The sequence below is a fragment of the Streptomyces sp. CNT360 genome (assembly GCF_000424785.1).
Genome location: NZ_KE384246.1, coordinates 176916 through 199396, shown reverse-complemented (window position 1 = coordinate 199396; position 22481 = coordinate 176916). Strand labels below are relative to the sequence as shown.

Genomic DNA, 22481 nt, shown 5'->3' with positions numbered 1-22481 from the left:
CGGGAGGGGCGGGGGTTCGCCCGTGCCGTGCGGCGGGTGTCCGGGCACGGGAGCCGGTCGGGCCGCTACGGGAGCTCCTGCCGGTCCGCGGCGGCCCGTACCCGTCCCCGTACCCCGAACCAGCCGGCGACCAGTGCGGCGGCGATCAGCGGAACGAGCATCACGGTCCTGCGCCCGACATCGGGGTCGTTCCACATCAGCACCACGACGCCGACCAGGAAGGCGATGGTCACCCACTCGGTGACCGGCGAGAAGGGCAGCCGGAAGGACGGCCGCTCGATGAGCCCCGCCTTGGCGCGCCGCACGAACACCCAGTGGCACAGCATGATGGTGCACCAGGTGCTGATGATGCCGAGCGCCGCGATGTTCAGCACGATCTCGAACGCCTTGCCCGGCACCACGTAGTTGAGCCCGACGCCGACGACGCAGACGGCGGCGGTCAGCAGGATGCCGCCGTAGGGCACCTGGCTGCGGTTCATCCGTGCGGTGAACTTCGGCGCGGAGCCGGACATGGCCATGGACCGCAGGATGCGCCCCGTGGAGTACAGCCCGGAGTTGAGGCTGGACATGGCGGCAGTGAGCACCACGAGGTTCATCACGTCGCCGGCACCGGGGACGCCGAGTTTGGACAGGACTGTCACGAACGGGCTCTCACCGTCGGCGAACTGGTCCCAGGGCAGCAGCAGCGCGAGCAGCAGCACCGAGCCGACGTAGAAGAAGCCGACGCGCCACATGATGGCGTTGACGGCCTTGGGCACCACCTTGTGCGGCTCGGCGGTCTCGCCCGCCGTCACACCGACCAGCTCGACACAGGAGTAGGCGAACACCACGCCCTGCATGACGATGACGACGGGCATCAGGCCGTTGGGGAAGACGCCGCCGTGGTCGGTGATCTGGGCGAGGCCGGGGGTGGAGCCGTCGATGGGGTGCTGGGTGGCGAGCAGGACGATGCCGATGACCATGAAGATCACCAGGGCCGCCACCTTGACCACGGCGAACCAGAACTCCAGCTCGCCGAAGATCTTGACGGAGATCATGTTGACGACCAGCACCACGCCGAGCGCGACGAGGGCGAGCACCCACTGGGGGATGTCGGTGAAGAAGCTCCAGTAGTGCGTGTAGAGGGCGATCGCGGTGATGTCCGCGATGCCGGTGGTCGACCAGTTGAGGAAGTACATCCAGCCGGCCACGTAGGCGCCCTTCTCGCCCAGGAACTCGCGCGAGTAGGAGACGAAGGAGCCCGAGGAGGGGCGGTGCAGCACCATCTCGCCCAGCGCCTTGACGACGAAGAAGGCGAAGAGGCCGCAGACGGCGTAGGCCAGCGCGAGGGCCGGTCCGGCGGAGGCCAGCCGGCCGCCCGCGCCGAGGAAGAGTCCGGTACCGATCGCCCCGCCGATGGCGATCATGTTGATGTGACGTGCCTTGAGGTCCTTGCTGTAGCCGGTGTCCCCGGCGTCCGTCGCCCCCTGCGGGGCAGCTGATCCGGCCCGGTCGCCTCCGCCGGGTTGCGGCGGGATGGCGTCCTGGACGACGTCGTTGCTCACGATTGGTCCAACTCACTTAGGTACGGGCGTTGCCGGGCCGACTGCCGCGCTCGCGGCTGCGGACCAAGGCGTCACCTTTCCCTGCACTGGCCAACTATGCGGTGACGCAGGTCACAGGGGGGAACATCTCACACCTGATCTTCACTTGGCGGGTCGCCGTACAGCGCGTCGATCTCCCGCCGGTGGGCCTCGGTGATCACACGGCGGCGCAGCTTGAGCGAGGGCGTCAGCTCGCCCGTCTCCACGCTCCACTCCCCGGCCAGCAGGCGGTACCTCTTGACCTGCTCGGTGCTGCTGAGCCGCGCGTTGGCGGCGGCGACGGCCCGGTCGACCTCGCCCCGCACGGCCGGGTGGTCCGGCAGCTCCCCCGGGGTGGCGTCGATCCCGCGGCGGGCCGCCCACGCGGGGGCCGCCTCGCCGTCCAGGACCAGCAGCGCGACCAGATAGGAGCGGCCGTCCCCGTGCACCAGGGCCTGGCCGATCAGCGGGTGCTCCTTGAGGGCGTTCTCCACCAGCGCCGGAGACACGTTCTTCCCCGTGGAGGTGACGATCATCTCCTTCTTGCGGTCGGTCAGCCACAGGAAACCCTCGTCGTCGATGCGGCCGAGATCTCCGGTGGCGAACCAGCCGTCCGTGTCGGTGCCGGGCTCGACGGTGCCGTCGGAGCGCAGATAGCCCTCGAAGACGGTGGTGCCGCGGACCTCGATCTCGCCGTCCGGCGCCGTACGGATCTCGGTGCCCTCCAGCGGGCGGCCGACCGAGCCGAGCCGGAAGGCGTCGGGACCGTTGAGGGTGAGGGCTCCGGTCGTCTCGGTCAGCCCCCAGGCGTCCATGATCGCGACACCGAGGCCGGCCCAGAAGTCGAGCACGTCGGGCGGCATGGGCGCAGAGGCACTGGCCGTCCACACCAGCCGCTCGAAGCCGGCCTGCGCCAGCAGCGGCTCGATCACCTCGCTCCTGGCGCGCGCGTACGCCGCCGCAAGGGACGGCGGAGGCGTCTGGCCGCGCTCGCGGCAGCGGACGTGGGCGCGGGCCACCTCGCCCGCGTCCTCGACGGCTGCCCGCCGCTCCTGGGGCAGCGCCTCCACGGCCGTACGCACGAAGGCCGCGAGCTTCTCCCAGATGCGCGGCACGCCGAAGAACTCCGCCGGGCGCAGCCTGCGGGCCAGCGGGACGATCTGTGCCGGGTCGTCGCACAGGTGGACGTGGCCGGCGCGGGAGAGGGGCAGGTAGATGCCCAGCATCCGCTCGGCGATGTGCGCGAAGGGCAGGTAGCACAGGTGGTCGGCGTGGTCGGGCACCTCGGCGACCCGGTCGAGGGCGAGCGCGTTGAGGACCACGTTGCGGTGGCTGATGACCACGCCCTTGGGGTCGCCCGTGGTGCCCGAGGTGTAGACGACGGTCGCCGGGTCGCCGGGCCGCACCCGGCGGCAGGCCCGCTCGAAGACGGCCGTCTCGTACGGGCGCGCCAGGGTGCTCCAGCCGACGTGCGGGCCGGCCGCGGCGTCGTCGGCGACCACGAGCCGCTCCAGGCCGCCCGGGCGGGTGAGCAGCGGCTCCCACCGAGCACGGTCGTCCGCTCCGCCGACCACGGCCAGGCGCGCCCGGGAGTGCCGCACGATGTGGGCGATCTGCTCGGGTGCCGCCGTCCGGTACACGGAGACCGGAACGGCCCCCAGGTGGACGAGGGCGAGATCGGTCAGCCAGTGCTCGGGGCGGTTGCCCATCATGAGCAGCACGTGCTCGCCGGGCGCGACACCCAGCGCGGTCAGTCCGGCGGCGACCTCGGCGATCCGGTGGCGGGCTCGGGACCAGGTCAGCGTGGTGGGCTCGCCGTCCGCGACACCGGCCGGGTACCAGGACAGCGCCGCGAGCTCGCCGTGGTCCTCCTCGTCACGCAGCAGGAGGTCGCAGAGCGTGAGGTCGGCGGGGTTCTCAACGGGGAGTCGCAGCAGCGTGGTCATGGCGCCTCCGGGAGCCGAAAGAGGTTTCCGAAGGTTTCACAGGAGTGGTGCGACAGCAATACTGTTGAACGTGATCGGTTCGGACGGCCCGCCGGCGGCACGGCGGTGAGAGGGGCACGGCAGATGGGGCGCCAGGAAGGAACCACGGAGGCTTCCGCCGACCAGCTCACCGTCGACCAGCTCGCGGCCCGGGCGGGCGTCACGGTGCGCACCATCCGTTTCTACAGCACCCGTGGCCTGCTGCCGCCGCCCACGATCGGCCCGCGCCGCGTCGGCCACTACGGGCCCGAGCACCTCTCCCGGCTGGCGCTCATAGAAGAACTCCAGAACCAGGGCATGACGCTGGCCGCCATCGAGCGCTACCTGCAACGGCTCCCGGACGACATCAGCGCGCACGACCTGGCCATCCACCGGGCGGTCGTCGCCTCCTGGATGCCCGACACGGTGGACGAGACGACCCGGGCCCAGCTGGAGGGGCGCGTCGGCCGGGAGCTGACCGACGACGACCTCAAGCGGCTGGAGGCGATGAGCGTGATCGCCGGTACGGCCGACCCGGACGTCTTCCGCGTCGATCCGACGCTCGTCCAGCTCGGCGTGCGGCTGCTCCAGGTGCCGGTCTCGCAGGAGGCGCTGCTGGCCGCGCGCGAGGTGGTGCTGGAGCACTCCCGCTCGGCGGCGCGGGAGCTGAGCCGGCTGTTCAAGCAGGAGGTGTGGGACCCCTACCGGGGCCAGGAGTCGGACCCGGAGAGGCTGGAGCGGATGAAGTCGCTGTCCGCGCACATGCAGCCGATGGTGGTCCAGGCGCTGGTGACCGCGTTCCAGCGCTCGATGAAGGAGGAGCTGCGGCAGGTCTTCCCGCAGGAGAGCGCGCCGCGCCCGGATGCGGGCCCCGCGCCGGAGTGACGCGGGGCCCGCCGTCCGCCGCCGGGTCAGTCGGTGAACGTCTCGCCCTGCGCGGCCTTCTGCGCCAGCAGCGCGGGCACGGCGAACCGCTCCCCGTACCGTTCGCCCAACTCGCGTGCGCGGGCGACGAATCCGGGCAGCCCGCCCGCGTAGCCGTTGATGTACTGGATGACGCCGCCGGTCCAGGCCGGGAAGCCGATGCCCATGAGGGAGCCGATGTTGGCGTCGGCCACCGTGGTGAGCACGCCCTCCTCGAACAGCCGGACGGTGTCCAGCGCCTCGGAGAAGAGCATCCGCTCCTGCATGTCCGCGAAGGGGATGCCCTCGCCGGGGCCGTCCGCGGCGCTCCGGCTGTCCGTGCCGAAGTGCTCGCGCAGCCCGGGCCACAGGCCGGTGCGCCTGCCGTTCTCGTCGTAGTCGTAGAACCCGGCGCCACCGCTGCGGCCGGTGCGGCCGAACTCGTCGACCATGCGGTCCAGTACCGCGTCCGCGGGGTGCGCGGGCAGGTCCCTGCCCTCGGCGCGCAGGGCCTGCCGCGTCTCGTCACGGATCCTGCGCGGCAGGGTCAGGGTGAGCTCGTCCATCAAGGAGAGCACCTTGGCCGGGTAGCCGGCCTGGGCGGCGGCCTGCTCCACGGTGGCCGGATCGACGCCCTCGGCCAGCAGGGCGACGCCCTCGTTGATGAAGTGCCCGATGACACGTGAGGTGAAGAAGCCGCGCGAGTCGTTGACGACGATCGGCGTCTTGCGGATCTGCCGTACGAGGTCGAAGGCGCGCGCCAGCGCCTCGTCGCCGGTCGCGCGGCCCTTGATGATCTCGACGAGCGGCATCTTGTCGACGGGCGAGAAGAAGTGCAGCCCGATGAAGTCCTGCTGCCGCGAGACGCCCTCGGCCAGGCCGGTGATGGGCAGCGTGGAGGTGTTGGAGCACAGCAGGGCGTCGGGGGCGACGAGATCCTGGATCTCCTGGAAGACCTTGTGCTTGAGGGCGGGGTCCTCGAACACCGCCTCGATCACCGCGTCGCAGCCCGCCACGTCCTGCGGATCGGCGGTGGGCGTGATGCGGCCCAGCAGCGCGTCCCGCTCGGCCTCGGTGGTCCTGCCCCGCTTGAGCGCCTTGTCCAGCAGCCGCGCCGAGTAGCCCTTGCCCTTGTCGGCCGCCTCCTGCGAGACGTCCTTGAGGACGACCTCGATGCCCGCCCGGGCGCAGGAGTAGGCGATGCCGGCGCCCATCATCCCGGCCCCGAGGACGGCGACCTTGGTGACCTTCCGCTCCGCGATGCCGTCCGGGCGGCTGCGGCCGGCGTTGACGGCCTGCAGGTCGAAGAAGAACGCCTGGATCATGTTGGTGGAGATCTGCCCGCAGGCCAGTTCCACGAAGTACCGGGCCTCGATCACCTGGGCGGTCTCGAAGTCCACCTGGGAGCCCTCGACGGCCGCTGCCATGATGTTGCGCTGCGCCGGGTAAGGGGCGCCGCCTGTCTGCTTCTTCAGGTTGGCGGGGAATGCGGGCAGGTTTTCGGCGAACTTCGGGTGGGCGGGTGTCCCGCCGGGGATCCGGTACCCCTTGGCGTCCCAGGGCTGCTGCGCTTCCGGGTTGGCCTCGATGAAGGTCCGCGCGGCGGCCAGCATCTCCTCACGGGTCTGCACGACCTCGTGGACGAGACCGACCTCCTTGGCACGCGCGGGGCGGTACTGCTGCCCCTGGAGCAGCACGTTCAACAGCGCGTCGGTGACACCGAGCAGCCGTACCGTACGGGTGACGCCGCCGCCCGCCGGGAGCAGACCCAGCGTGGCCTCGGGGCAGCCGATCTTCGAGCCCGGCGCGTCGAGCGCGACCCGGTGGTGGCAGGCGAGCGCGATCTCCAGTCCGCCGCCGAGCGCCGCGCCGTTGACGGCGGCGACCACGGGGATGCCGAGGGTCTCGATGCGGCGCAGATCGCGCTTGATGCGCATGCCGTTGTCGTAGACCTCCTGCGCGTTCTCGGGACGCGCCCGGATGAGCAGGCGCAGGTCGCCGCCCGCGAAGAACGTCTTCTTCGCGGAGGTCATGATGACGCCGCGCACGCTCTCGCGCTCGGCCTCCAGCCGGTCGGCGACCGCGGTCAGCGACCTCTGGAAGGCCTCGTTCATGGTGTTGGCGGACTGGTCGGGGTCGTCGAAGGTCAGCGTGACGACGCCGTCGCTGTCCTGGTCCCAGCGGATGGTCGAGGCGGCGGTGGAGGCAGCGGAGTCGGTGGAGTCGGTGGTTCGAGTCGAGCGGGGCATGGCTTGGTCTCCGGTTCCGGGTGAGAGCTGGTCTGTGGTGCGGAAGGCGCGGGACGCGGCGGTCACAGCCGCTCGACCACGGTGGCGACCCCCATGCCGCCCCCCACGCACAGCGTGACCAGCCCGTACCGCTGGTCGGTCCGCTCCAGCTCGTCCACGCACGTGCCGAGCAGCATCGCCCCGGTGGCGCCCAGCGGGTGCCCCATCGCGATGGCGCCGCCGTTCACGTTGATCTTCTCCAGCGGGATGCCCAGGTCCCGTTGGAACCGCAGGACGACGGCAGCGAACGCCTCGTTCATCTCCGCGACGGCGATGTCGTCGGCGGTGAGCCCGGCCTTGGCGAGGGCCTTGCGGCAGGCCGGAGCGGGACCGGTCAGCATGATCGTCGGGTCGGCTCCGGAGACGGCCGCCGAGACGATACGGGCGCGCGGGCGCAGCCCGTACCGCTTGCCGACCTCCTCGTTGCCGATCGCAACCAGCGCCGAACCGTCCACGATGCCCGAGGAGTTGCCCGCGTGGTGCACATGGTCGATCTGCTCGACCCAGTGGTACTTCTGCAGCGCCACCGCGTCGAAACCGCCCATGTCGCCGATGGCCGCGAACGAGGGCTTGAGCCCGGCGAGGGTGTCGGCGGTGGTGCCGGGGCGGATGTGCTCGTCGTGGTCGAGGACGGTCAGCCCGTTGCGGTCGCGTACAGGCACGACGGAGCGCTCGAAGCGGCCGTCCTTCCAGGCGTGGGCGGCCAGTTCCTGGGACCGGGCCGCGTACTCGTCCACGTCGCGGCGGCTGAAGCCCTCGACGGTGGCGATGAGGTCGGCGCCGATGCCCTGGGGCACGAAGCCGGTGTCCCAGTTGGTCATCGGGTCGTTGAACCAGGCGCCGCCGTCGCTGGCCATCGGCACCCGGGACATGGACTCCACACCGCCCGCCAGCACCAGGTCCTCCCAGCCGGAACGGACCTTGGCGGCTGCCATGTTGACCGCTTCCAGGCCGGAGGCGCAGAAGCGGTTCTCCTGGACGCCGGCGACCGTGTCGGGCAGCCCGGCGGCGAGCGCGGCGATCTTGGCGATGTCCGAGCCCTGGTCGCCGACAGGGCCGACGACGCCGAGCACGATGTCGTCGATGGCCTGCGGCTGGAGATCCGGCATGCGGCGCCGCAGCTCGTCGATGAGGCCCACGACCAGGTCGACGGGCTTGGTGCCGTGCAGCGCTCCGTTGGCCTTGCCGCGCCCGCGCGGGGTGCGGAGGGCCTCGTACACGTACGCTTCTGTGCTCACGAGGGGTGCCTTTCGTGTGGGTGCCTAGGACGGCGGCACGGTGGCCGGTGAGCCGGCGCCGGGGGCGGCTCAGGAGAGCAGCGACCTGCCGATGATCTCCTTCATGATCTCGGTGGTGCCGCCGTAGATCGTCTGGATGCGGCCGTCGGTGAACGCCCTGGCCACCGGGTACTCGTTCATGTAGCCGTACCCGCCGTGCAGTTGCAGACAGCGGTCGGCGGCGCGCTTTTGCAGTTCGGTGGCCCACCACTTGGCCATGGAGGCGTGCACCGCGTCCAGTTCGCCCTTGGCGTGGTCCTCGATGCAGCGGTCCAGGAAGGCGCGGGTGACGGCGCACTCGGTGGCCAGCTCGGCGATCTCGAACCGGATGTGCTGGAGCTTGGCCAGCGGGCGGCCGAAGGCGGTGCGCTCCTTCACGTACGCGGTGGTGATCTCCAGCAGGTGTTCGGCCGCGGCGATTCCGGCCGCGGCGATGGCCATGCGCTCCTGCGCGAGGTTGGTCATCAGGTGGACGAACGCCCCGTCGAGTTCGCCGAGCAGGTTCTCCTTCGGAACCCGGACGTCGGTGAAGAACAGCTCCGCGGTGTCCTGCGCCTTCTGGCCGATCTTGTCGAGGTTGCGGCCGCGGGTGAAGCCGTCCATGCCGCGCTCCACCACGAGCAGGCTCAGCCCGTGCGCCCCGCCCTCGGGCGTCGTCGCGGCCACGACGATCACGAGATCGGCCAGGATGCCGTTGGAGATGAACGTCTTCGACCCGTTCAGCAGCCAGTGGTCGCCCTTGTCCTCGGCGGTGGTGCGGATGCCCTGCAGGTCGGAGCCCGCGCCCGGTTCCGTCATGGCGATGGCGGTGACGGTCTCGCCGGAGCAGAAGCCCGGCAGCCAGCGCCGCTTCTGCTCGTCGGTCGCCAGCGAGGTGAGATACGGGCCGACGATGTCGTTGTGCAGCCCGATGGCCAGCCCGGGCGCGCCCGCACGGGTGAACTCCTCGGCGAGGACGGCGGCGTAGCGGAAGTCGGCTTCTCCCCCGCCGCCGTACTCCTCGGGCACGGCGAGCCCCAGCAGCCCCTGCCGGCCGGCGGCCCGCCACGCCTCGCGGGAGACGACACCGTCGCGCTCCCACTGCGCGTAGTGCGGCTCGACCTCCCTGGTGAGGAAGGTACGTACGGTCTCCCGGAACGCCTCGTGGTCCGCGGTGAGGATCTGTCGCTTCATGAGGTGGGGCCCTCTCCTTCGGACGGTCCGGTGCGGGTGTCGTGCGCGGCGGCCGGGCCGTCGGCCGGTTCGCCTGCGGGCTCGGCGAGGGAGGGAACCCCCCATTCCCTGGCGACCTCGTCGGTGTGGGTGCCCGGCAGGGCGGGGCCCGAGGCGATCCGGGTGGGCGTCGCCGAGAACCGGGGGGCCGGGGCGGGCTGGGTGATGCCGCCGTGCTCGACGTAGGTGCCGCGGGCCGCCAGATGCGGATGGGCGGGCGCCTCGGTGAGGGAGAGCACCGGCGCCACACAGGCGTCGGTGTCCTCGAAGACCTCCGTCCACTCCGCGCGCGTACGGGAGGCGAAACGGGCGGCGATCACCTCCCGCAGCCGCCCCCACGCGCCGAGGTCGTCGCGGGGCGGGGCCTCCTGCTCGACGCCGAGCAGCCGGACGAACTCCGCGTAGAACCGCGGCTCCAGAGCGCCCACCGCCATGAAGCCGCCGTCGGAGGTGGCGTAGGTGCCGTAGAAGGGGCAGCCGCCGTCCAGCAGGTTGGCCTCCCGGCGGTCCTGCCAGCCGCCCGCCGCGAGCATCCCCTGGATCATCGCGGTGAGGTGGCTCGTGCCGTCCACGATGGCGGCGTCCACCACCTGACCCGCGCCCTGCGGCCCGCGGGCGTGGTGGAGCGCGGCCAGCACGCCGAGGACGAGGTAGAGCGATCCGCCCGCGTAGTCGCCCAGCAGGTTGGCGGGGGCGACGGGAGGACCCTGGGCGGGTCCCGTCATGCCGAGGGCACCGGTGACGGCGATGTAGCCGATGTCGTGGCCGGAGCGCCGGGCGAGGGGGCCGTCCTGCCCCCAGCCGGTCATCCTGCCGTACACCAGGCGCGGGTTGCGGGCGAGGCAGACGTCAGGTCCCACCCCGAGCCGCTCGGCCACCCCGGGCCGGAAGCCCTCGACGAGGACGTCGGCGCGCTCGACGAGTTCCAGCGCCGTGGCGACGCCGCGCTGCTGCTTGAGATCCAGCAGGACGGAGCGCTTGTTGCGGTTGGTGACGTCGTACTCGGCCGGGATGGCGAGCGAACCGCCGCCGGGGCGGTCCACGCGGACGACGTCGGCGCCCAGGTCGGCGAGGGTCATGGCCGCGAACGGACCGGGACCGATCCCGGCGAGCTCCACGACGCGCACCCCGGCCAGCGGGCCTGGCACCTGTTCCCGAGCTGCTGCCATCGAGCAAGCCCCCAGCACTGTGACACTAATGATGTAACACCGGGGATGCTATGGACCCCTCCCGCATTCCACAAGCCCCCGGAACGCCACGTCGGAATGGCCCCGGCCGAAGCGCCGGCGCGCCGGCGCAGGCTCGTCGCATGACTGGTGACGAGATCCGGGCCCTCGCGCCCGAGACGCTGACCCGGCTGCGGGCGCGTGACGACGCGAGAGCCGCACCCCGCCTGACGACCGACACCGACGGCGGCACATCGCTGCGCTGCCGCCTGGAGCGGAGCAGGCCGGGCGAGACCCTCGCTCTGGTGTCGTACGCCCCGCTGCGCCGCTGGGCCGAGGAGACCGGCGCGGGCCCGGGCCCGTACGACGAGGCGGGCCCGGTCTTCGTCCACCCGCCCGACCGCGGCGGCCGCGCGGGCGCCCCCGGCGGCTGCCCCGACCCGATGCCGGGCGCACGCAGGGTGCTGCGCACCTACGCGGCAAAGGGCCGCATCCTGGGCGGCCTGCTCGTGGAACCGGGCCGGACGGCAGCGGGCACCGTGGGGGAGAGCCTGGCCTCGGTGCGCGCGGACCCGAGGGTGGCCGTGGTGCACGTGCGGGCGGTCGAGTTCGGGTGCTTCCTCGTGGAGACACGGCGCCGTTGAGGCGATCATCTCCCCGGGACCGCTGCGCGGAAACCGGGGAGGGCCTGCACGGCGGGGTCTGCGCAGTGGGGCCGGTGCGCCGAGGCGAGGCGGTGGGGCCGGTGCGGAGCGCGGACCACGCGGAGGCGGCCCCGTCGGGAGTTCACCCGCCGGTGGGATGGACAGCGCGAGCGCCGATGCGTAAAATTGCATGAAAGTCAGATGTTTCACGCAGCTTTACGCATCGGCCCGGCAGTGGGCCCGTTCCCAGGAGGGGTTGCTCGCATGGGCGAGACGTCACACATGGAGCAGGAGCTGCGCAGCCAGCCGGACACGTGGCGGGCTGCGGCGAGGATCGGCTCCGCAGGCTCTCCGCTGCCCGCCGCGGGAGCGCGCGTGGCCGTTGTCGGCTGCGGCACCTCGTGGTTCATGGCGCAGGCCTTCGCGGCCCTGCGGGAGGGCTCCGGGCAGGGCGTCACGGACGCCTTCGCGGCCTCCGAGGCCTTCCTCGGCGACCCCAGGGGATACGACGCACTGGTCGCCATCACCCGCTCCGGCACCACCACCGAGGTGCTGCGCGTCCTGGAGGCGGTCAACGGCCGGATCCCGACCGTCACCGTGCTCGGCGACCCCGGGACGCCGGCCACCGAACTGTCCGACGAGACGGTCGCACTCCCCTTCGCCGACGAGAAGTCCGTGGTGCAGACCCGGTTCGCCACCTCCACCCTCGCCCTGCTGCGCGCACACCTGGGTGAGGACCTGGCGGGCGCGGTGAGCGACGCCCAGGAGGCACTGACGTGCCCCGTGGAGCAGGAGTGGGTGGACGCCGAGCAGTTCAGCTTCCTGGGCAGCGGCTGGACCTACGGGCTCGCCAACGAGGCGGCGCTGAAGATGCGGGAGGCATCCCAGAGCTGGACCGAGTCCTACCCCGCCATGGAGTACCGGCACGGGCCGATAGCCATCGCCGCTCCCGGCCGGGTCACCTGGCTCTTCGGGCAGGCACCGGAGGGGCTGGAGAGCGACGTCGCGGCGACCGGCGCCCGGTTCGTCTGCCACGGCACCCGTGACCCGCTGGCCGACCTGGTGCTGGTGCACCGCGTCGCGCTGGAGCGGGCACGGGCCCGGGGGCTCGACCCGGACAGCCCGCGGAGCCTGACGCGTTCGGTGATGCTGGAGGGCTGAGCCGGCCCGGCGGCTTCACACGGGGCGGGCGGCCCGGGGCCCGAACGCCGAGCACGGGCGACCACCATCCGCCGCACCCGCCCCCGACTCCACCGCTCCGGGCCCGCCGCACCGGGCCCCCTTTCCCGCCGTCCCGGCGTCCCGGCGTCCCGGCGTCCCGGCGTCCCGGCGTCCCGGGCCATCGTCCAGGACCACCGCCGCCGGCCGGAGCTGTCGTCCGGGACCCGCCGCAGCCACCCCGTCGTCCGCCGACCCGCCCACCCCGACCGCCGTCCGCGATACGCCGCTCACCCCCGCATCCGAGGACGAGCCGTCCGGGGCCCGTCGTCCGCCGCTCGCGGTCTCGGCCCGGCCCACGCGCGGCGGTTCGCCGCGAACCGCCCGTCTCCCACCCAAGGAGCCCCTGATGCCCCTCGTTTCCACGGGTGTCGTCGTCAACGAAGCCCGCGCGGCGGGCACCGGCGCCGCCGCCTTCAACGTCATCCACCTGGAGACCGCCGAGGCGCTGGTCGCCGCGGCCGACGACACCGGCATCCCGCTGATCCTCCAGATCAGCGAGAACTGCGTCCGCTACCACGGCAGCCTGCTGCCGATCACCCGCGCCACGCTCGCGCTGGCGGAAGCCGCACGGACGAACGTCGCGGTGCACCTGGACCACGTGACCGACGCCGAACTGGTACGGCAGGGCGTCGCGGCGGGCGTCGGTTCCGTGATGGTCGACGCCTCCACGCTGCCGTACGCGCAGAACGTCGAGACGACCGCGCGGCTCACCTCCTGGTGCCACGACCGCGACGTCTTCGTCGAGGCGGAGCTGGGTGAGGTGGGCGGCAAGGACGGGGTGCACGCGCCCGGTGTGCGGACCGACCCCGACGAGGCGCTGGCCTTCGTGGCGGCGACGGGCGTGGACGCGCTGGCGGTCGCCGTCGGCTCCTCGCACGCCATGCGGGAGCGCACCGCGAAGCTGGACCTGGAACTCGTCGCCGGGCTGCGGGAGAAGCTGGCGGTCCCCCTGGTGCTGCACGGCTCCTCGGGGGTTCCCGACGCCGAACTGCGGGCGGCCGTGGCAGCGGGCATGACCAAGATCAACATATCGACGCATCTCGTGTCCGTCTTCACCCAGGGCGTGCGTAAGGTACTGGAGGCCGATCCCGCGCTCATCGACTCGCGCAAGTACATTGCCCCGGCGCGGGAAGCGGTCCGCAGCGAGGCGGCGCGCCTGCTGAACGTGGTGGGGGGCGAGGGGCGGGAGAAGGAGAAGACGTCAGGTGAAGCGCCATGAGCGGATGAACGCTCTGCTCGAACTGCTCGGCGAGCGCGGCAGTATGGAGGTCGAGGAGGCGGCCACCGAGCTGGAGGTCTCCGCGGCCACGATGCGCCGCGACATGGACGCGCTCGCCGAACAGCAGCTGCTCACCCGCACCCGGGGCGGCGCAGTGCTCAGCGCGGTGACGTACGACCTGCCGATCCGCTACAAACGCGGACACCATGTGGGAGCCAAGCAGTCGCTGGCCCGTGCGGCTGCCGCGATGGTGGAGCGCGGCAGCGTGGTGGGGCTCAGCGGCGGTACGACGACCACGGAGATCGCCCGCGCGCTGGTGACCCGGCCCGATCTGGCCGAGCCGGGGCCGCAGCCGCACCTGACGATCGTCACCAACGCGCTGAACATCGCCTACGAACTGGCCGTCAGACCGCAGGTGAAGACGGTGCTGACGGGCGGGGTGGCCCATTCGCGGACGTTCGAGCTGACGGGGCCCTACAGCGAGTTGATGCTCGGTGAGATCACCGTGGACATCGCCTTCATCGGGGCCAACGGCATGGACCCGCACACGGGTGCCACCGTGCACGACGAGGCGGAGGGGCGGATCAACCGGCTGATGGCCCAGCACGCCGGGCGGGCCGTGGTGGTGACGGACTCCTCGAAGGCGGGCGTCAAGTGCTTCGCCCGCATCGGCGGACCCGAGATCTTCGACACCTTCCTCACCGACAGCGGCCTCTCGGACGAGACGCGCCGGGCCTTCGAGGAGCAGGGTCTGCCGACGGTGCTCGCAGAACCGGACCCGGACGAGGACGGCGGCTCCTAGCCCCGCCCACGGCCACCCGGTCGCCTCGGCGCCGCGGCGCCCCTTGAGCCCCCGTCGCCCTCTCCGCCCCGCCCGGCGGGCCCGCTCCATCGGGCGGGCCCGCCCGTGCGACGGGCCCGTCCCGTCCGGCGAGTACCACTCCCCCGTCCAGGTCCTCAGGTCCCACCGTTTCGACCGGCGCCGTCCCGGCGGCCCCTTCCCTGCCAGGAGCCCCTCACATGCATCGCCCTGCCGCCCCCGCACCGTTCGAGCGCAGGCGGGCGGTGCTCGCCGTGGCCGCCGCTCTGCTCGCGGTCACGGCCGCCACCGGGTGCGGCGACGGGCGGGGCGGCGTTCCCGCCACGGACCACAGCCCCGGTGACCGCCAAGGCCGGTCGGCCGGGCGGGTGCAGCCGCCTCCCCTGCATGCCGGGTTCGACTACCAGATCGGCGGCGGGTACGCGCCGCCCTCCGGCGTCCGCGTCGTCTCCCGGGACCGCGGTGCCAAGCCGGCAGCCGGCCTCTACAACGTCTGTTACGTCAACGCGTTCCAGGCCCAGCCCGGTGCGCTCGACGACTGGGAGCGGCGCCACCCCGAGCTGTTGCTGCGCGGCAAGGACGGGCAGCCGGTGCGGGACCGCGAGTGGAACGAGGCGCTGTTCGACACCGCGACGGCGTCGCACCGCGAAGCGCTGGCCCGGATCGTCGGCCGCTGGATCGACGGCTGCGCCGAGGCGGGCTATCAAGCGGTCGAGCTGGACAACCTCGACTCCTACGAACGCTCGGGCGGCCGGCTCGACCACAAGGACAACGCGGAGTTCGCCGCGCTGCTGACCCGGCGCGCGCACCGGGCAGGACTGGCCGCGGGCCAGAAGAACGCGGCGGAACTGCTGTCCCGCCACCGCACAACGGGCTTCGACTTCGCGGTGACCGAGGAGTGCGGCCAGTACGACGAGTGCGGGCAGTACGCGACGACCTACCACGACCGGGTGCTGGACGTCGAGTACACCGGCAAGGGATTCGCGGCCGCCTGCCACCGGTGGGGGAAGCGGCTCTCCGTGGTCCGCCGCGATCTGGACGTCCTGCCCCGGGGCGAGGAGGGTCACGTGTCGAAGCGGTGCTGACGGCGGTCGTGACCCGACAGGTCGGCACGGTCTCGGCACGGTGAGGGGGCGGCCCCGCGGCCGGCTGCTGCGCTGCGCCTCCCGGCCTCATTGACGGTCGGGGGCTGCCGGATCGGCGATGTCGAGGGTCACCTGGGACAGCGGACAGCTGACGCACGTCAGCACATGGCCCTCGGCCTGCTGCTCGGGGCCGAGGCAGGTGTGTTCGGGGTGCGTGACTTCTCCGCCGCGCACGCGCACCCTGCACTCGCCGCAGTTGCCGACCGTGCAGGAGTAGGGCATGGGCAGTCCTGCGGCGAGACCGGCGTCGAGCAAGGTCTGGCCGGGTTCGACCACGGCGGCTCCGACGAAGCTCCCGTCCTTCTCGACCCTCATCTCCTGCGGTTCCGCGGTGGCGGTGGGAGCGGGGACGCCACCGGTGAAGCGTTCCTGGTGGATGAACGCGTCCGGCACTCCGATGTGTTGCAGAACGGCCCGGACGGTGACCATGAGGGCTTCCGGACCGCAGACGTAGTGGTGCGCGCTGTCGGGCCCGGGTAGGCCGGTCACCCACCGGCGGATGCCTTCGGCGGTGAGCCGGCCGTCGCGGCAGGTGAGGACGTGGGTGACCGTCAGCCGGTCGGGGTGGTTCTCTTCCATGCGGCGCAACTCGTCACCGAAGATGATCTCTTCGGGGGTGCGGCTGCTGTAGAGAAGGTCGATCCTGCCGTCCGCAGCAGGGTCTGACACGTGGGCTCGCACCATGCTCATCAGGGGCGTGATGCCGCTGCCGGCCGCGATGAGCACCCTTCGTCCAGGTGCTTGCGCCGGTGCGTGGAAGGCGCCGGAGGGGCCACGTACCGCGAGGCGGTCCCCGGGACGCAAGCCGCCGTGGGCGTGCGTGGAGAAGAGCCCGCCCGCCACCTGTTTGACGGTGACTTCGAGCCGGTGAGCGCCGGGAGCCGAGGAGGCCGAGTAGGCGCGTCGCACCCGGTGGCCGTCGATGTCCGTGACAAGGGTGAAGAACTGTCCGGGGTGGAAGTCGAACGGCCGGGCCTCACCGGTCGCGTCTTCGAGGACGAGCGTGCGGGCGGTCGGCGTCTCCTGCCGTATCTCGCGGATGCGCACGGGCCGCAGCGGGCTCTTTGCCGCCCGGCCCGCGGGCGGCGCCTCGCGGTGGCGATCGGCGACGGGGGCCCGCACGTCGTCGTAGCCCTCTTTGCGCAGTCCGAAGACGTAGGCGCGGTCCATGGCTTTCCGCAGCAGCCGGCTCGCGCCCGGCACACGGGTGACGAGCTTGGTCAGCCACGCGGACATGCGTCCGTCCTCGGCCGCGTTGGCGGCCAGGTGCGCGCTGCCCAGGGCCATCATGTCGGGCGCCTGACCGCGACCGGTCCGGCCGTCCGGCGTCCACAGCCGGGCGGCCGCCACGGCGTCGTTGCCGCTGACCTCGGCGTACTCGACGTCGATCACGAGCGCGAGGTGCGGAGGGGCCCCGCGCAGCGCCATCGTCTTCAGCAGCGCGGCGTCGTCGGTGATCGTCGCCCGCCCGTGGAGGTGCAGCACGCCGCTGCGGCCGGGAACGAGCGCGGCGAGCGAAAGCCGGTCGTCCTGCAACAGGTTGTGCAGCGTGTCCGCGCGCCTGTTGCCCTTGCGGTCGGCAAGGACCAGGGTGCGGTCGTCCAGGATGCGGGCCACCGCCTGACGGTCCCCGCGCGGGCTGGTGTCGCTGCCGTTGTCGGTGTCCCAGGTGGAGAGGGCCGAAAACGGTGAGGCGGCCAGGAATTCGGCCACGCCGGGACCGGTCAACGGGCCCGCGCCCGGTACGGGATCGGCTGCCGGGAACGGAACGGGCGGCTCCCACAGACGGGAGCGGATGACGGCCTGCGCGCAGTGCACGTACGCCTCGGTGACGTCCACGGCTGTCTCCCCGCCTGTGCGGGCGGAGGCGGTGCCGTTGACGCGCAGCACCTCGCCCACCCCGGGCAGCAGGAAGAACAGCGAGACCGGACCGCGTGCAACGGTCGGCCCGGAAACAGGGAAGGAGAGCCGCTTCGGGGAGTGGACGCGCGCGAAACCGGGCGCGCCGCCGACGAAGGTGGTCCGGGCGGTGCCGTCTGCGGCTCGGTAGCCGAAGGCCGCGACCGGGCTGTGCGCCAGGACGCTGCGGCATCCCGCGTCGAGGACGCCGATCTGCTTGCGCGTGATCATTGCGGCCGGGCGGCCGACGACTGCCTCGATCTCTTCGGCGGAGGTGAGCCGGCGCAGGGAGTCAGGCCGGTGTGCATGCTGCATGGGGTTTCCTTTTCAGCCGGGGGCGGACCGGCCTGTGCGCCAGTAGCCGTGGAAGGAGATGTCCCGCTTGGGGACGCCGCGGTCGTCGGCCAGGTGCCGCCGGACGCCGGTGGCCAGCCGGGACTCGCCGGCTGTCCAGACGTAGAGGGGCCCTTCGGGAAGCTCGCGCTCGCGCACCGCATCCAGCGCGCGGGCGCCGGGCCGCAGGGTCTCGTCGTCGCGGCTGAGCCAGTGGAGGTGCACGCCGGCGGGTACGGGCACGGGCCGGATGTCGGCGGCGGTCGCCACTTCGACGAAGACCTCGGTGGGCAGCGGGCGCGGGTCCGTCTCCAGGATCGACAGGATGGCCGGCAGCGCGCTCTCGTCACCCACCAGGAGTCGTCTCCGGGCATGCTCGGGCAGCCGGTAGGTGGTCCCCAGGTCGAAGACCCCGGCCGGATCGCCCGGGCGGACCCGGCGCACCCACGAGGTCATGGGGGATGCGCCGTGCAAGGCGAACTCGATGTCGAGCTCCAGATCGGCCGCGCGCAGACGGCGGACGGTCAGGTTGCGTACCCACGGGCGAACGGCTTTGGGCATGACCATCACCTGCACCATCCACGCCTCGTTCGAGGCGGTCGGCATCCTCAGCTCGCCCTGCCTTTCCCTGGTGAAGAAGAGGCGCACAGCCCGGTCGGCACCCCCCGGTGCAAGATCCCGCACACCGGGCCCGCCGAGGGTCACGCAGGCGAAGCCGGGTGTGAGCAGCTCACGCCGCCGCACCTCCAGCGTGATCATCTTGCGCTCCCGGGGCACGCTCACCCGGGGGATCACGGCCACACCTCCGGTGCCTGCCGGTTCTCGTTTCCGCAGTTCATGGCATTATTCTGAGCAAACATTCATCTTTTTGCTACTCGCATTCCGCCGCCCGGAAGGATCAACGGATGGCTCCCGCCGAACGCCGTCTCGCCCCACGTCGCAAACCCCGCCAGGTGCGCGCCGAACTCACCCGCGAGCGCATCCTCACCGCCGCTGCTCACGTTTTCGCCGAGTACGGCTACGCCGCCGGCACCACCAACCGCATCGCCGAACACGCCCGCATGTCCATCGGCTCGCTCTACCAGTACTTCCCCAACAAGGACGCCATCCTCGCCGAGCTGCTGGTCCGGCACATCGACCGCGGCGCCTGGGCGGGAGCCGAAGAGCTGGAACTGAGCCCCGGCAGCCTGGAGGAGACCGTGCGCGCCCTGGTCCGCGACGCGATCGACCACCACCGCGACGACCCGCAGCTGCTGCGCATCATGATCGAGGAAGCTCCGGTCTCCAGTGAGCTGATCGAAGCGATCGACCGGCACGGCAAGGTGCGGGTGGAGCAGGTGCGCGACCTGCTCGCCCGTCATCCGGACGTCGGCGTGCAGGACCTCGGCATGGCAGCGGAACTCATCGTGGGAGCGGTCGAGATGAACACCCACAAGCTCCTGGCGACTCCGCACGCCGTCCAGGTCGAGAGGTTGGAGGCGGAGCTGGTCGCCATGGTCACTCGGTACCTGCGCGGCGATCGATGAGCGCCGGCCGCACCGGCCGGTCCGGTAGACACCGCCGCGGGCCGATGCACGGGGGGCGACCGCCCGGGACGGGGAACCCGGGCCCGGTCCGGAACCCCGGTCGTCTGCGGTGCGTTTCCCAGTGACCGGGCGCGAGGAGGAAGGCCGAAGGACGGCAGCCGCCCTCGCCGACAAGGTGGATCTTGCGGGTCGGCCCGCCCCGGCGCCGTCCGAGTCCCTCGTCGCGGCGGTGGTGCCGGGGCGTCGTCCCTTTCCCGGGACCCGCGGCCGGGCCTTTCGGGCACCGGCCGCGTGCCGAGGGGCCCGGCGGGATGTCGAGCCGCCTCCGGCCATCGGCCGGTCGACGCGACCGACGGAGTGCGGTGTCCGCCTGGACCGTGTTGGAGTCGCTCCCAGGTTCCGTCCGCCGGACGGAACCTAGCCTCCCTGCTCTGCGAGCGTGTCCAGGACGTCCGCAACCGGGGTGGGATCCAGCGGGCCGACGTGTGACGCCTCGGGGAAATCGTGCACCCGGAAGCGGTTGCCGGGTGTGGCCGCGTCGGCTTCCGCGATCATTCTGTCCTGGAGCGCGGTCGCGATCGTACGGTCCTCGCCGAAACGCAGGTACGTGCGGGGAATGCGTCCCCAGTTGCCGGCCCGGCCGACCGCTCGGCCCGCATAGGCGGCGACGGGCTCGTCGGTCTGCATGCCGGCCAGTATCCGGCGGAAGTCGCCGTCGGGATGGTCCGCGCAGATCATCTCCTTCAGGAGGGCCAGCTCACGGCTGACACCCGTACGGAAGTTCAGCCGCAACACCCCGAGCCGGTCCGGGTCACCCACCGTCAGCTCCACCGGGCTGACGGCGTTCGCGTTCTCGGGTGCCGCCGTGCAGGCGTCCGCCGTGGGCAGGGCGCGGCTGGGACAGAAGGCCGCCATGTAGCAGATGTGGTGGAGCAGGTGCGGGACGGCGTCGCCGACGCGACTGACCGACACGCCACCCAGACTGTGCCCGACCAGCACCACCGGGCCGTTCCGTGCGGCCTGCCGCACGATGCCCGTGACGCGCGCCTCGTAGTCGTCCAGGCCGAGGCCCTTCAGCGGGGAGGGCTCGACCGCCATCGCGGTGAGGTCCTGCCGCTGGTACGACTCCGCCACGAAAGCCTCCGCGCCGTGCCGCGGCTGGTCCACCATGACGACGCGGTGGCCGCGCAGTGCCAGTTCCCGCGCAATCGGCGTCCAGAATGCGCCGGCGCTGTGGGTGCCGTGCACCAGCACGTAGGTTCCGGGCCTGCGGGGCGGGTCCGCCGCGGCCGGCGAGGTTCCGAGCCCGGTGGCCAGCGCCGTGCCCCCCGCCGCGAGTCCCAGCCCACGCAGCGCCGTCCGCCGGGTGGCACCTCTTCGTTCTCCGGTCGTGTCATCCATCATGAACGCAACGCTATGAACGGTCCGTTCGGTCCACCAGCGGTCCAGCACCCCCACAGGGGTGGTCCCAGAACCACCCTGCCGTGCGGCTCGCTGGGGCCGACGCGCGGGCCGTGAGCGGCCGGACCGCCGGGTTCGGCCAGGAGCACCGCCGGCACCGAGGCGAAGTCGAGCGGACCGTCAACCGGCACCAGGACGAGGGGGCGCGCCGGCTGCGACGAGGGAGCGCGCCAGGTCGGCGGTCGCGGCAAGGGTGTCGAGCGGGAGGGGCTGGGTGGCCAGGGCGCCCTCGTGCAGGACGAGGAGCCGGGTGGCGAGGGCGGCCGGATCCGAGTGGCCCGCCCTGGTGGCGAGTTGCTCGAACAGGTCCAGCAGCCAGGTCTTCTGGGCGGCGGCGACGCGGTGTGCGGGGTGCGCGGGATCCGGGAGCTCGGCCAGCGCGTTGATGAACGCGCAGCCACGGCCGTTGGTTCCACTCCAGGTGCGCAGTGCGTCGAAGGGGGCGGTGACGGCTGCGACGGGGTCGTCACAGGCGTCGACGGCGTCCTGGACGTGTGAGCGCCAGCGCCGGTCGCGTTCCGCCAGGTAGATCGCCACGAGGTGGTCCTTCGACCCGAACCGGTTGTACAGGGTCCGCTTGGTGACGCCTGAGCGTTCGGCGATCAGATCCACGCCGACCGCCGTGATGCCGCGGTCGTAGAACAGCTCCTCGGCCGCCGCCACGATGCGGCGGCCGGCCGGCGTCATGGCCCGCGCTTCCTGCACAAGGCTCCCCTTCACCGATCGGTGTACAGTGGCGAATGTTCACCGATCAGTATACCTGCGAGGAGGCGCGCACAATGGGGACCCCCGAGCTCATGCGAGCAGTACGGATCACCGGGCACGGAGGTCCGGAGGTGCTCGAAGCGGCGAACGTTCCCATCCCCGTCCCGCAGGCGGGAGAGGTACTGGTCCGGGTCCGTGCCGTGGCCCTGAACAACACCGACCTGTGGACCCGCGAGGGTGCCTACGGCCGTCCGGGAGCCCCCGAGACGCTGTCGGGCTGGCGCGGCCCGCTCACCTTCCCGCGCATCCAGGGCGCCGACGTGTCCGGCCGGGTCGCGGCCGTCGGGACCGGCGTGACCGAAGACCTCGTCGGCCGCCGCGTGGTGGTCGACCCCGCCCTCTACGACACCGACGGACCGGATGCCAACCCGGTCGGCCTGATGGGAAGCGAACGCGACGGCGGATACGCCGAGTACGTGGCGGCACCGGCAAAGCACGTCCACGACGTGACGGCGTCCCCGCTCACGGACGACCAGCTCGCGACGTTGCCGACCGCCTACGGCACGGCGCTGGGCATGGTCGAGCGAGGGCGGCTCCGCAAGGGGGAGACGGCCCTCGTCTCGGGAGCGTCCGGTGGTGTCGGCCTGGCACTGGTGCAGCTCGCCCGAGCGCGCGGTGCCCAGGTGCTCGCCGTCAGCAGCGGTCCCAAGCTCGGCGCGGTACGCGAAGCGGGCGCGCACGCCGTCGTCGACCGCGCGGGAGACATCCCCGAGCAGGTACGCGCCGCCGCCCCGGAGGGCATCGACGTCGCGCTCGACGTCGTGGCCGGCGAGCTGGTGGGCGACGGGCTGCCGCTGCTGCGCGAAGGGGGCCGGTGGGTCGTCGCCGGGGCACTGGGCGGATACGGCCTCACCTTCGATGTGCGCCGCCTCTACCTGCACAACGCGCAGATCATCGGCTCGGCGATGCACACGCCCACCCACTTCGCTCTCCTCATGGACCTGGCCCGCCAGGGCGGGGTCCAGCCCGTCGTCGCCGCGGCCTTCCCCCTGGACCAGGCCGCTCAGGCGCAGGAGGAACTCGCCCGGAGGGGGCACGTCGGCAAGATCGTCATGCACCCCTGAGCGAGGGACACG

The 22481-nt window shown here is 72.3% G+C and carries 18 protein-coding genes; 8 read left to right on the top strand and 10 right to left on the bottom strand.

Annotated features, from left to right (window positions below):
- Window positions 1–65: 65 nt before the first annotated feature.
- Complete coding sequence (locus H297_RS0131595) at window positions 66–1544, bottom strand: amino acid permease (RefSeq protein ID WP_027740303.1); 1479 nt, start codon at window positions 1542–1544, stop codon at window positions 66–68.
- A 128-nt stretch (window positions 1545–1672) separates the two neighbouring features.
- On the bottom strand, window positions 1673–3508 hold the full coding sequence (locus H297_RS0131590; protein ID WP_027740302.1) for an AMP-dependent synthetase/ligase: 1836 nt from the start codon (window positions 3506–3508) through the stop codon (window positions 1673–1675).
- Between the two features lie 123 nt (window positions 3509–3631).
- Between H297_RS0131590 and H297_RS0131585 the strand changes: the two genes are divergently transcribed.
- Window positions 3632–4411, top strand: coding sequence for a helix-turn-helix domain-containing protein (locus tag H297_RS0131585; protein ID WP_037795811.1), 780 nt, complete (start codon window positions 3632–3634; stop codon window positions 4409–4411).
- Between the two features lie 26 nt (window positions 4412–4437).
- Here H297_RS0131585 and H297_RS0131580 read toward each other — a convergent pair whose 3' ends face one another.
- The 4 genes from H297_RS0131580 to H297_RS39595 all read right to left on the bottom strand — a co-directional run bounded on the left by H297_RS0131580 (window position 4438) and on the right by H297_RS39595 (window position 10375).
- Window positions 4438–6678 carry a 3-hydroxyacyl-CoA dehydrogenase NAD-binding domain-containing protein gene (locus tag H297_RS0131580; RefSeq protein ID WP_037795810.1) on the bottom strand — a complete coding sequence of 747 codons (2241 nt, stop codon included), beginning with the start codon at window positions 6676–6678 and terminating at the stop codon, window positions 4438–4440.
- A 62-nt stretch (window positions 6679–6740) separates the two neighbouring features.
- Window positions 6741–7955: an acetyl-CoA C-acetyltransferase gene (locus H297_RS0131575; protein WP_027740299.1), complete on the bottom strand. Its 1215-nt coding sequence runs from the start codon at window positions 7953–7955 to the stop codon at window positions 6741–6743.
- 69 nt (window positions 7956–8024) lie between these two features.
- Entirely contained in the window at window positions 8025–9167 is a 1143-nt protein-coding gene (locus H297_RS0131570; RefSeq protein WP_027740298.1) for an acyl-CoA dehydrogenase family protein, read from the bottom strand.
- Complete coding sequence (locus H297_RS39595; RefSeq protein WP_051352342.1) at window positions 9164–10375, bottom strand: CaiB/BaiF CoA transferase family protein; 1212 nt, start codon at window positions 10373–10375, stop codon at window positions 9164–9166. Before H297_RS39595 ends, H297_RS0131570 begins: the two co-directional genes overlap by 4 nt.
- A 140-nt stretch (window positions 10376–10515) precedes the next feature.
- Between H297_RS39595 and H297_RS0131560 the strand changes: the two genes are divergently transcribed.
- From H297_RS0131560 to H297_RS0131540, 5 genes are all read left to right on the top strand, one after another.
- Window positions 10516–11016, top strand: a complete 501-nt coding sequence (locus H297_RS0131560) for a DUF1203 domain-containing protein (RefSeq protein WP_027740297.1) — start codon at window positions 10516–10518, stop codon at window positions 11014–11016.
- A gap of 264 nt (window positions 11017–11280) precedes the next feature.
- Window positions 11281–12177 carry an SIS domain-containing protein gene (locus H297_RS0131555; protein WP_027740296.1) on the top strand — a complete coding sequence of 299 codons (897 nt, stop codon included), beginning with the start codon at window positions 11281–11283 and terminating at the stop codon, window positions 12175–12177.
- 406 nt (window positions 12178–12583) lie between these two features.
- On the top strand, window positions 12584–13456 hold the full coding sequence (locus tag H297_RS0131550) for a class II fructose-bisphosphate aldolase (RefSeq protein WP_027740295.1): 873 nt from the start codon (window positions 12584–12586) through the stop codon (window positions 13454–13456).
- Window positions 13443–14258 carry a DeoR/GlpR family DNA-binding transcription regulator gene (locus H297_RS0131545; protein ID WP_027740294.1) on the top strand — a complete coding sequence of 272 codons (816 nt, stop codon included), beginning with the start codon at window positions 13443–13445 and terminating at the stop codon, window positions 14256–14258. Before H297_RS0131550 ends, H297_RS0131545 begins: the two co-directional genes overlap by 14 nt.
- 218 nt (window positions 14259–14476) lie before the next feature.
- Window positions 14477–15361: an endo alpha-1,4 polygalactosaminidase gene (locus H297_RS0131540; RefSeq protein WP_027740293.1), complete on the top strand. Its 885-nt coding sequence runs from the start codon at window positions 14477–14479 to the stop codon at window positions 15359–15361.
- An 87-nt stretch (window positions 15362–15448) separates the two neighbouring features.
- Here H297_RS0131540 and H297_RS0131535 read toward each other — a convergent pair whose 3' ends face one another.
- Both H297_RS0131535 and H297_RS0131530 read right to left on the bottom strand, forming a co-directional pair.
- A complete protein-coding gene (locus H297_RS0131535) occupies window positions 15449–17635 on the bottom strand; it encodes a 2Fe-2S iron-sulfur cluster-binding protein (RefSeq protein WP_027740292.1) in 2187 nt (728 codons plus the stop codon).
- A gap of 12 nt (window positions 17636–17647) precedes the next feature.
- Window positions 17648–18412, bottom strand: a complete 765-nt coding sequence (locus H297_RS0131530) for a siderophore-interacting protein (RefSeq protein ID WP_051352353.1) — start codon at window positions 18410–18412, stop codon at window positions 17648–17650.
- Between the two features lie 146 nt (window positions 18413–18558).
- On the opposite strand from H297_RS0131530, the gene H297_RS0131525 reads away from it, so the two are divergent.
- Window positions 18559–19179: a TetR family transcriptional regulator gene (locus H297_RS0131525; protein ID WP_027740290.1), complete on the top strand. Its 621-nt coding sequence runs from the start codon at window positions 18559–18561 to the stop codon at window positions 19177–19179.
- 417 nt (window positions 19180–19596) lie between these two features.
- On the opposite strand, the gene H297_RS0131520 is transcribed toward H297_RS0131525, so the two are convergent.
- Together H297_RS0131520 and H297_RS0131515 are read right to left on the bottom strand one after the other, a co-directional pair.
- On the bottom strand, window positions 19597–20433 hold the full coding sequence (locus H297_RS0131520) for an alpha/beta fold hydrolase (RefSeq protein WP_027740289.1): 837 nt from the start codon (window positions 20431–20433) through the stop codon (window positions 19597–19599).
- Between the two features lie 327 nt (window positions 20434–20760).
- Window positions 20761–21327, bottom strand: a complete 567-nt coding sequence (locus tag H297_RS0131515) for a TetR/AcrR family transcriptional regulator (RefSeq protein WP_027740288.1) — start codon at window positions 21325–21327, stop codon at window positions 20761–20763.
- Window positions 21328–21419: 92 nt separating this feature from the next.
- On the opposite strand from H297_RS0131515, the gene H297_RS0131510 reads away from it, so the two are divergent.
- On the top strand, window positions 21420–22469 hold the full coding sequence (locus tag H297_RS0131510; RefSeq protein ID WP_027740287.1) for a zinc-binding dehydrogenase: 1050 nt from the start codon (window positions 21420–21422) through the stop codon (window positions 22467–22469).
- The last annotated feature ends 12 nt before the right edge of the window (window positions 22470–22481 follow it).

Excerpts from the sequence above, each read along its gene's own strand:
- H297_RS0131550 (WP_027740295.1), top strand. The coding sequence starts at position 12,584 with ATGCCCCTCGTTTCCACGGGTGTCGTCGTCAACGAAGCCCGCGCGGCG.
- H297_RS0131535 (WP_027740292.1), bottom strand. The coding sequence starts at position 17,635 with ATGCAGCATGCACACCGGCCTGACTCCCTGCGCCGGCTCACCTCCGCC.
- H297_RS0131560 (WP_027740297.1), top strand. The coding sequence starts at position 10,516 with ATGACTGGTGACGAGATCCGGGCCCTCGCGCCCGAGACGCTGACCCGG.
- H297_RS0131510 (WP_027740287.1), top strand. The coding sequence starts at position 21,420 with ATGGGGACCCCCGAGCTCATGCGAGCAGTACGGATCACCGGGCACGGA.
- H297_RS0131590 (WP_027740302.1), bottom strand. The coding sequence starts at position 3,508 with ATGACCACGCTGCTGCGACTCCCCGTTGAGAACCCCGCCGACCTCACG.
- H297_RS0131525 (WP_027740290.1), top strand. The coding sequence starts at position 18,559 with ATGGCTCCCGCCGAACGCCGTCTCGCCCCACGTCGCAAACCCCGCCAG.
- H297_RS0131515 (WP_027740288.1), bottom strand. The coding sequence starts at position 21,327 with ATGACGCCGGCCGGCCGCCGCATCGTGGCGGCGGCCGAGGAGCTGTTC.
- H297_RS0131570 (WP_027740298.1), bottom strand. The coding sequence starts at position 9,167 with ATGAAGCGACAGATCCTCACCGCGGACCACGAGGCGTTCCGGGAGACC.
- H297_RS0131585 (WP_037795811.1), top strand. The coding sequence starts at position 3,632 with ATGGGGCGCCAGGAAGGAACCACGGAGGCTTCCGCCGACCAGCTCACC.
- H297_RS39595 (WP_051352342.1), bottom strand. The coding sequence starts at position 10,375 with ATGGCAGCAGCTCGGGAACAGGTGCCAGGCCCGCTGGCCGGGGTGCGC.
- H297_RS0131580 (WP_037795810.1), bottom strand. The coding sequence starts at position 6,678 with ATGCCCCGCTCGACTCGAACCACCGACTCCACCGACTCCGCTGCCTCC.
- H297_RS0131540 (WP_027740293.1), top strand. The coding sequence starts at position 14,477 with ATGCATCGCCCTGCCGCCCCCGCACCGTTCGAGCGCAGGCGGGCGGTG.
- H297_RS0131530 (WP_051352353.1), bottom strand. The coding sequence starts at position 18,412 with ATGATCACGCTGGAGGTGCGGCGGCGTGAGCTGCTCACACCCGGCTTC.
- H297_RS0131555 (WP_027740296.1), top strand. The coding sequence starts at position 11,281 with ATGGGCGAGACGTCACACATGGAGCAGGAGCTGCGCAGCCAGCCGGAC.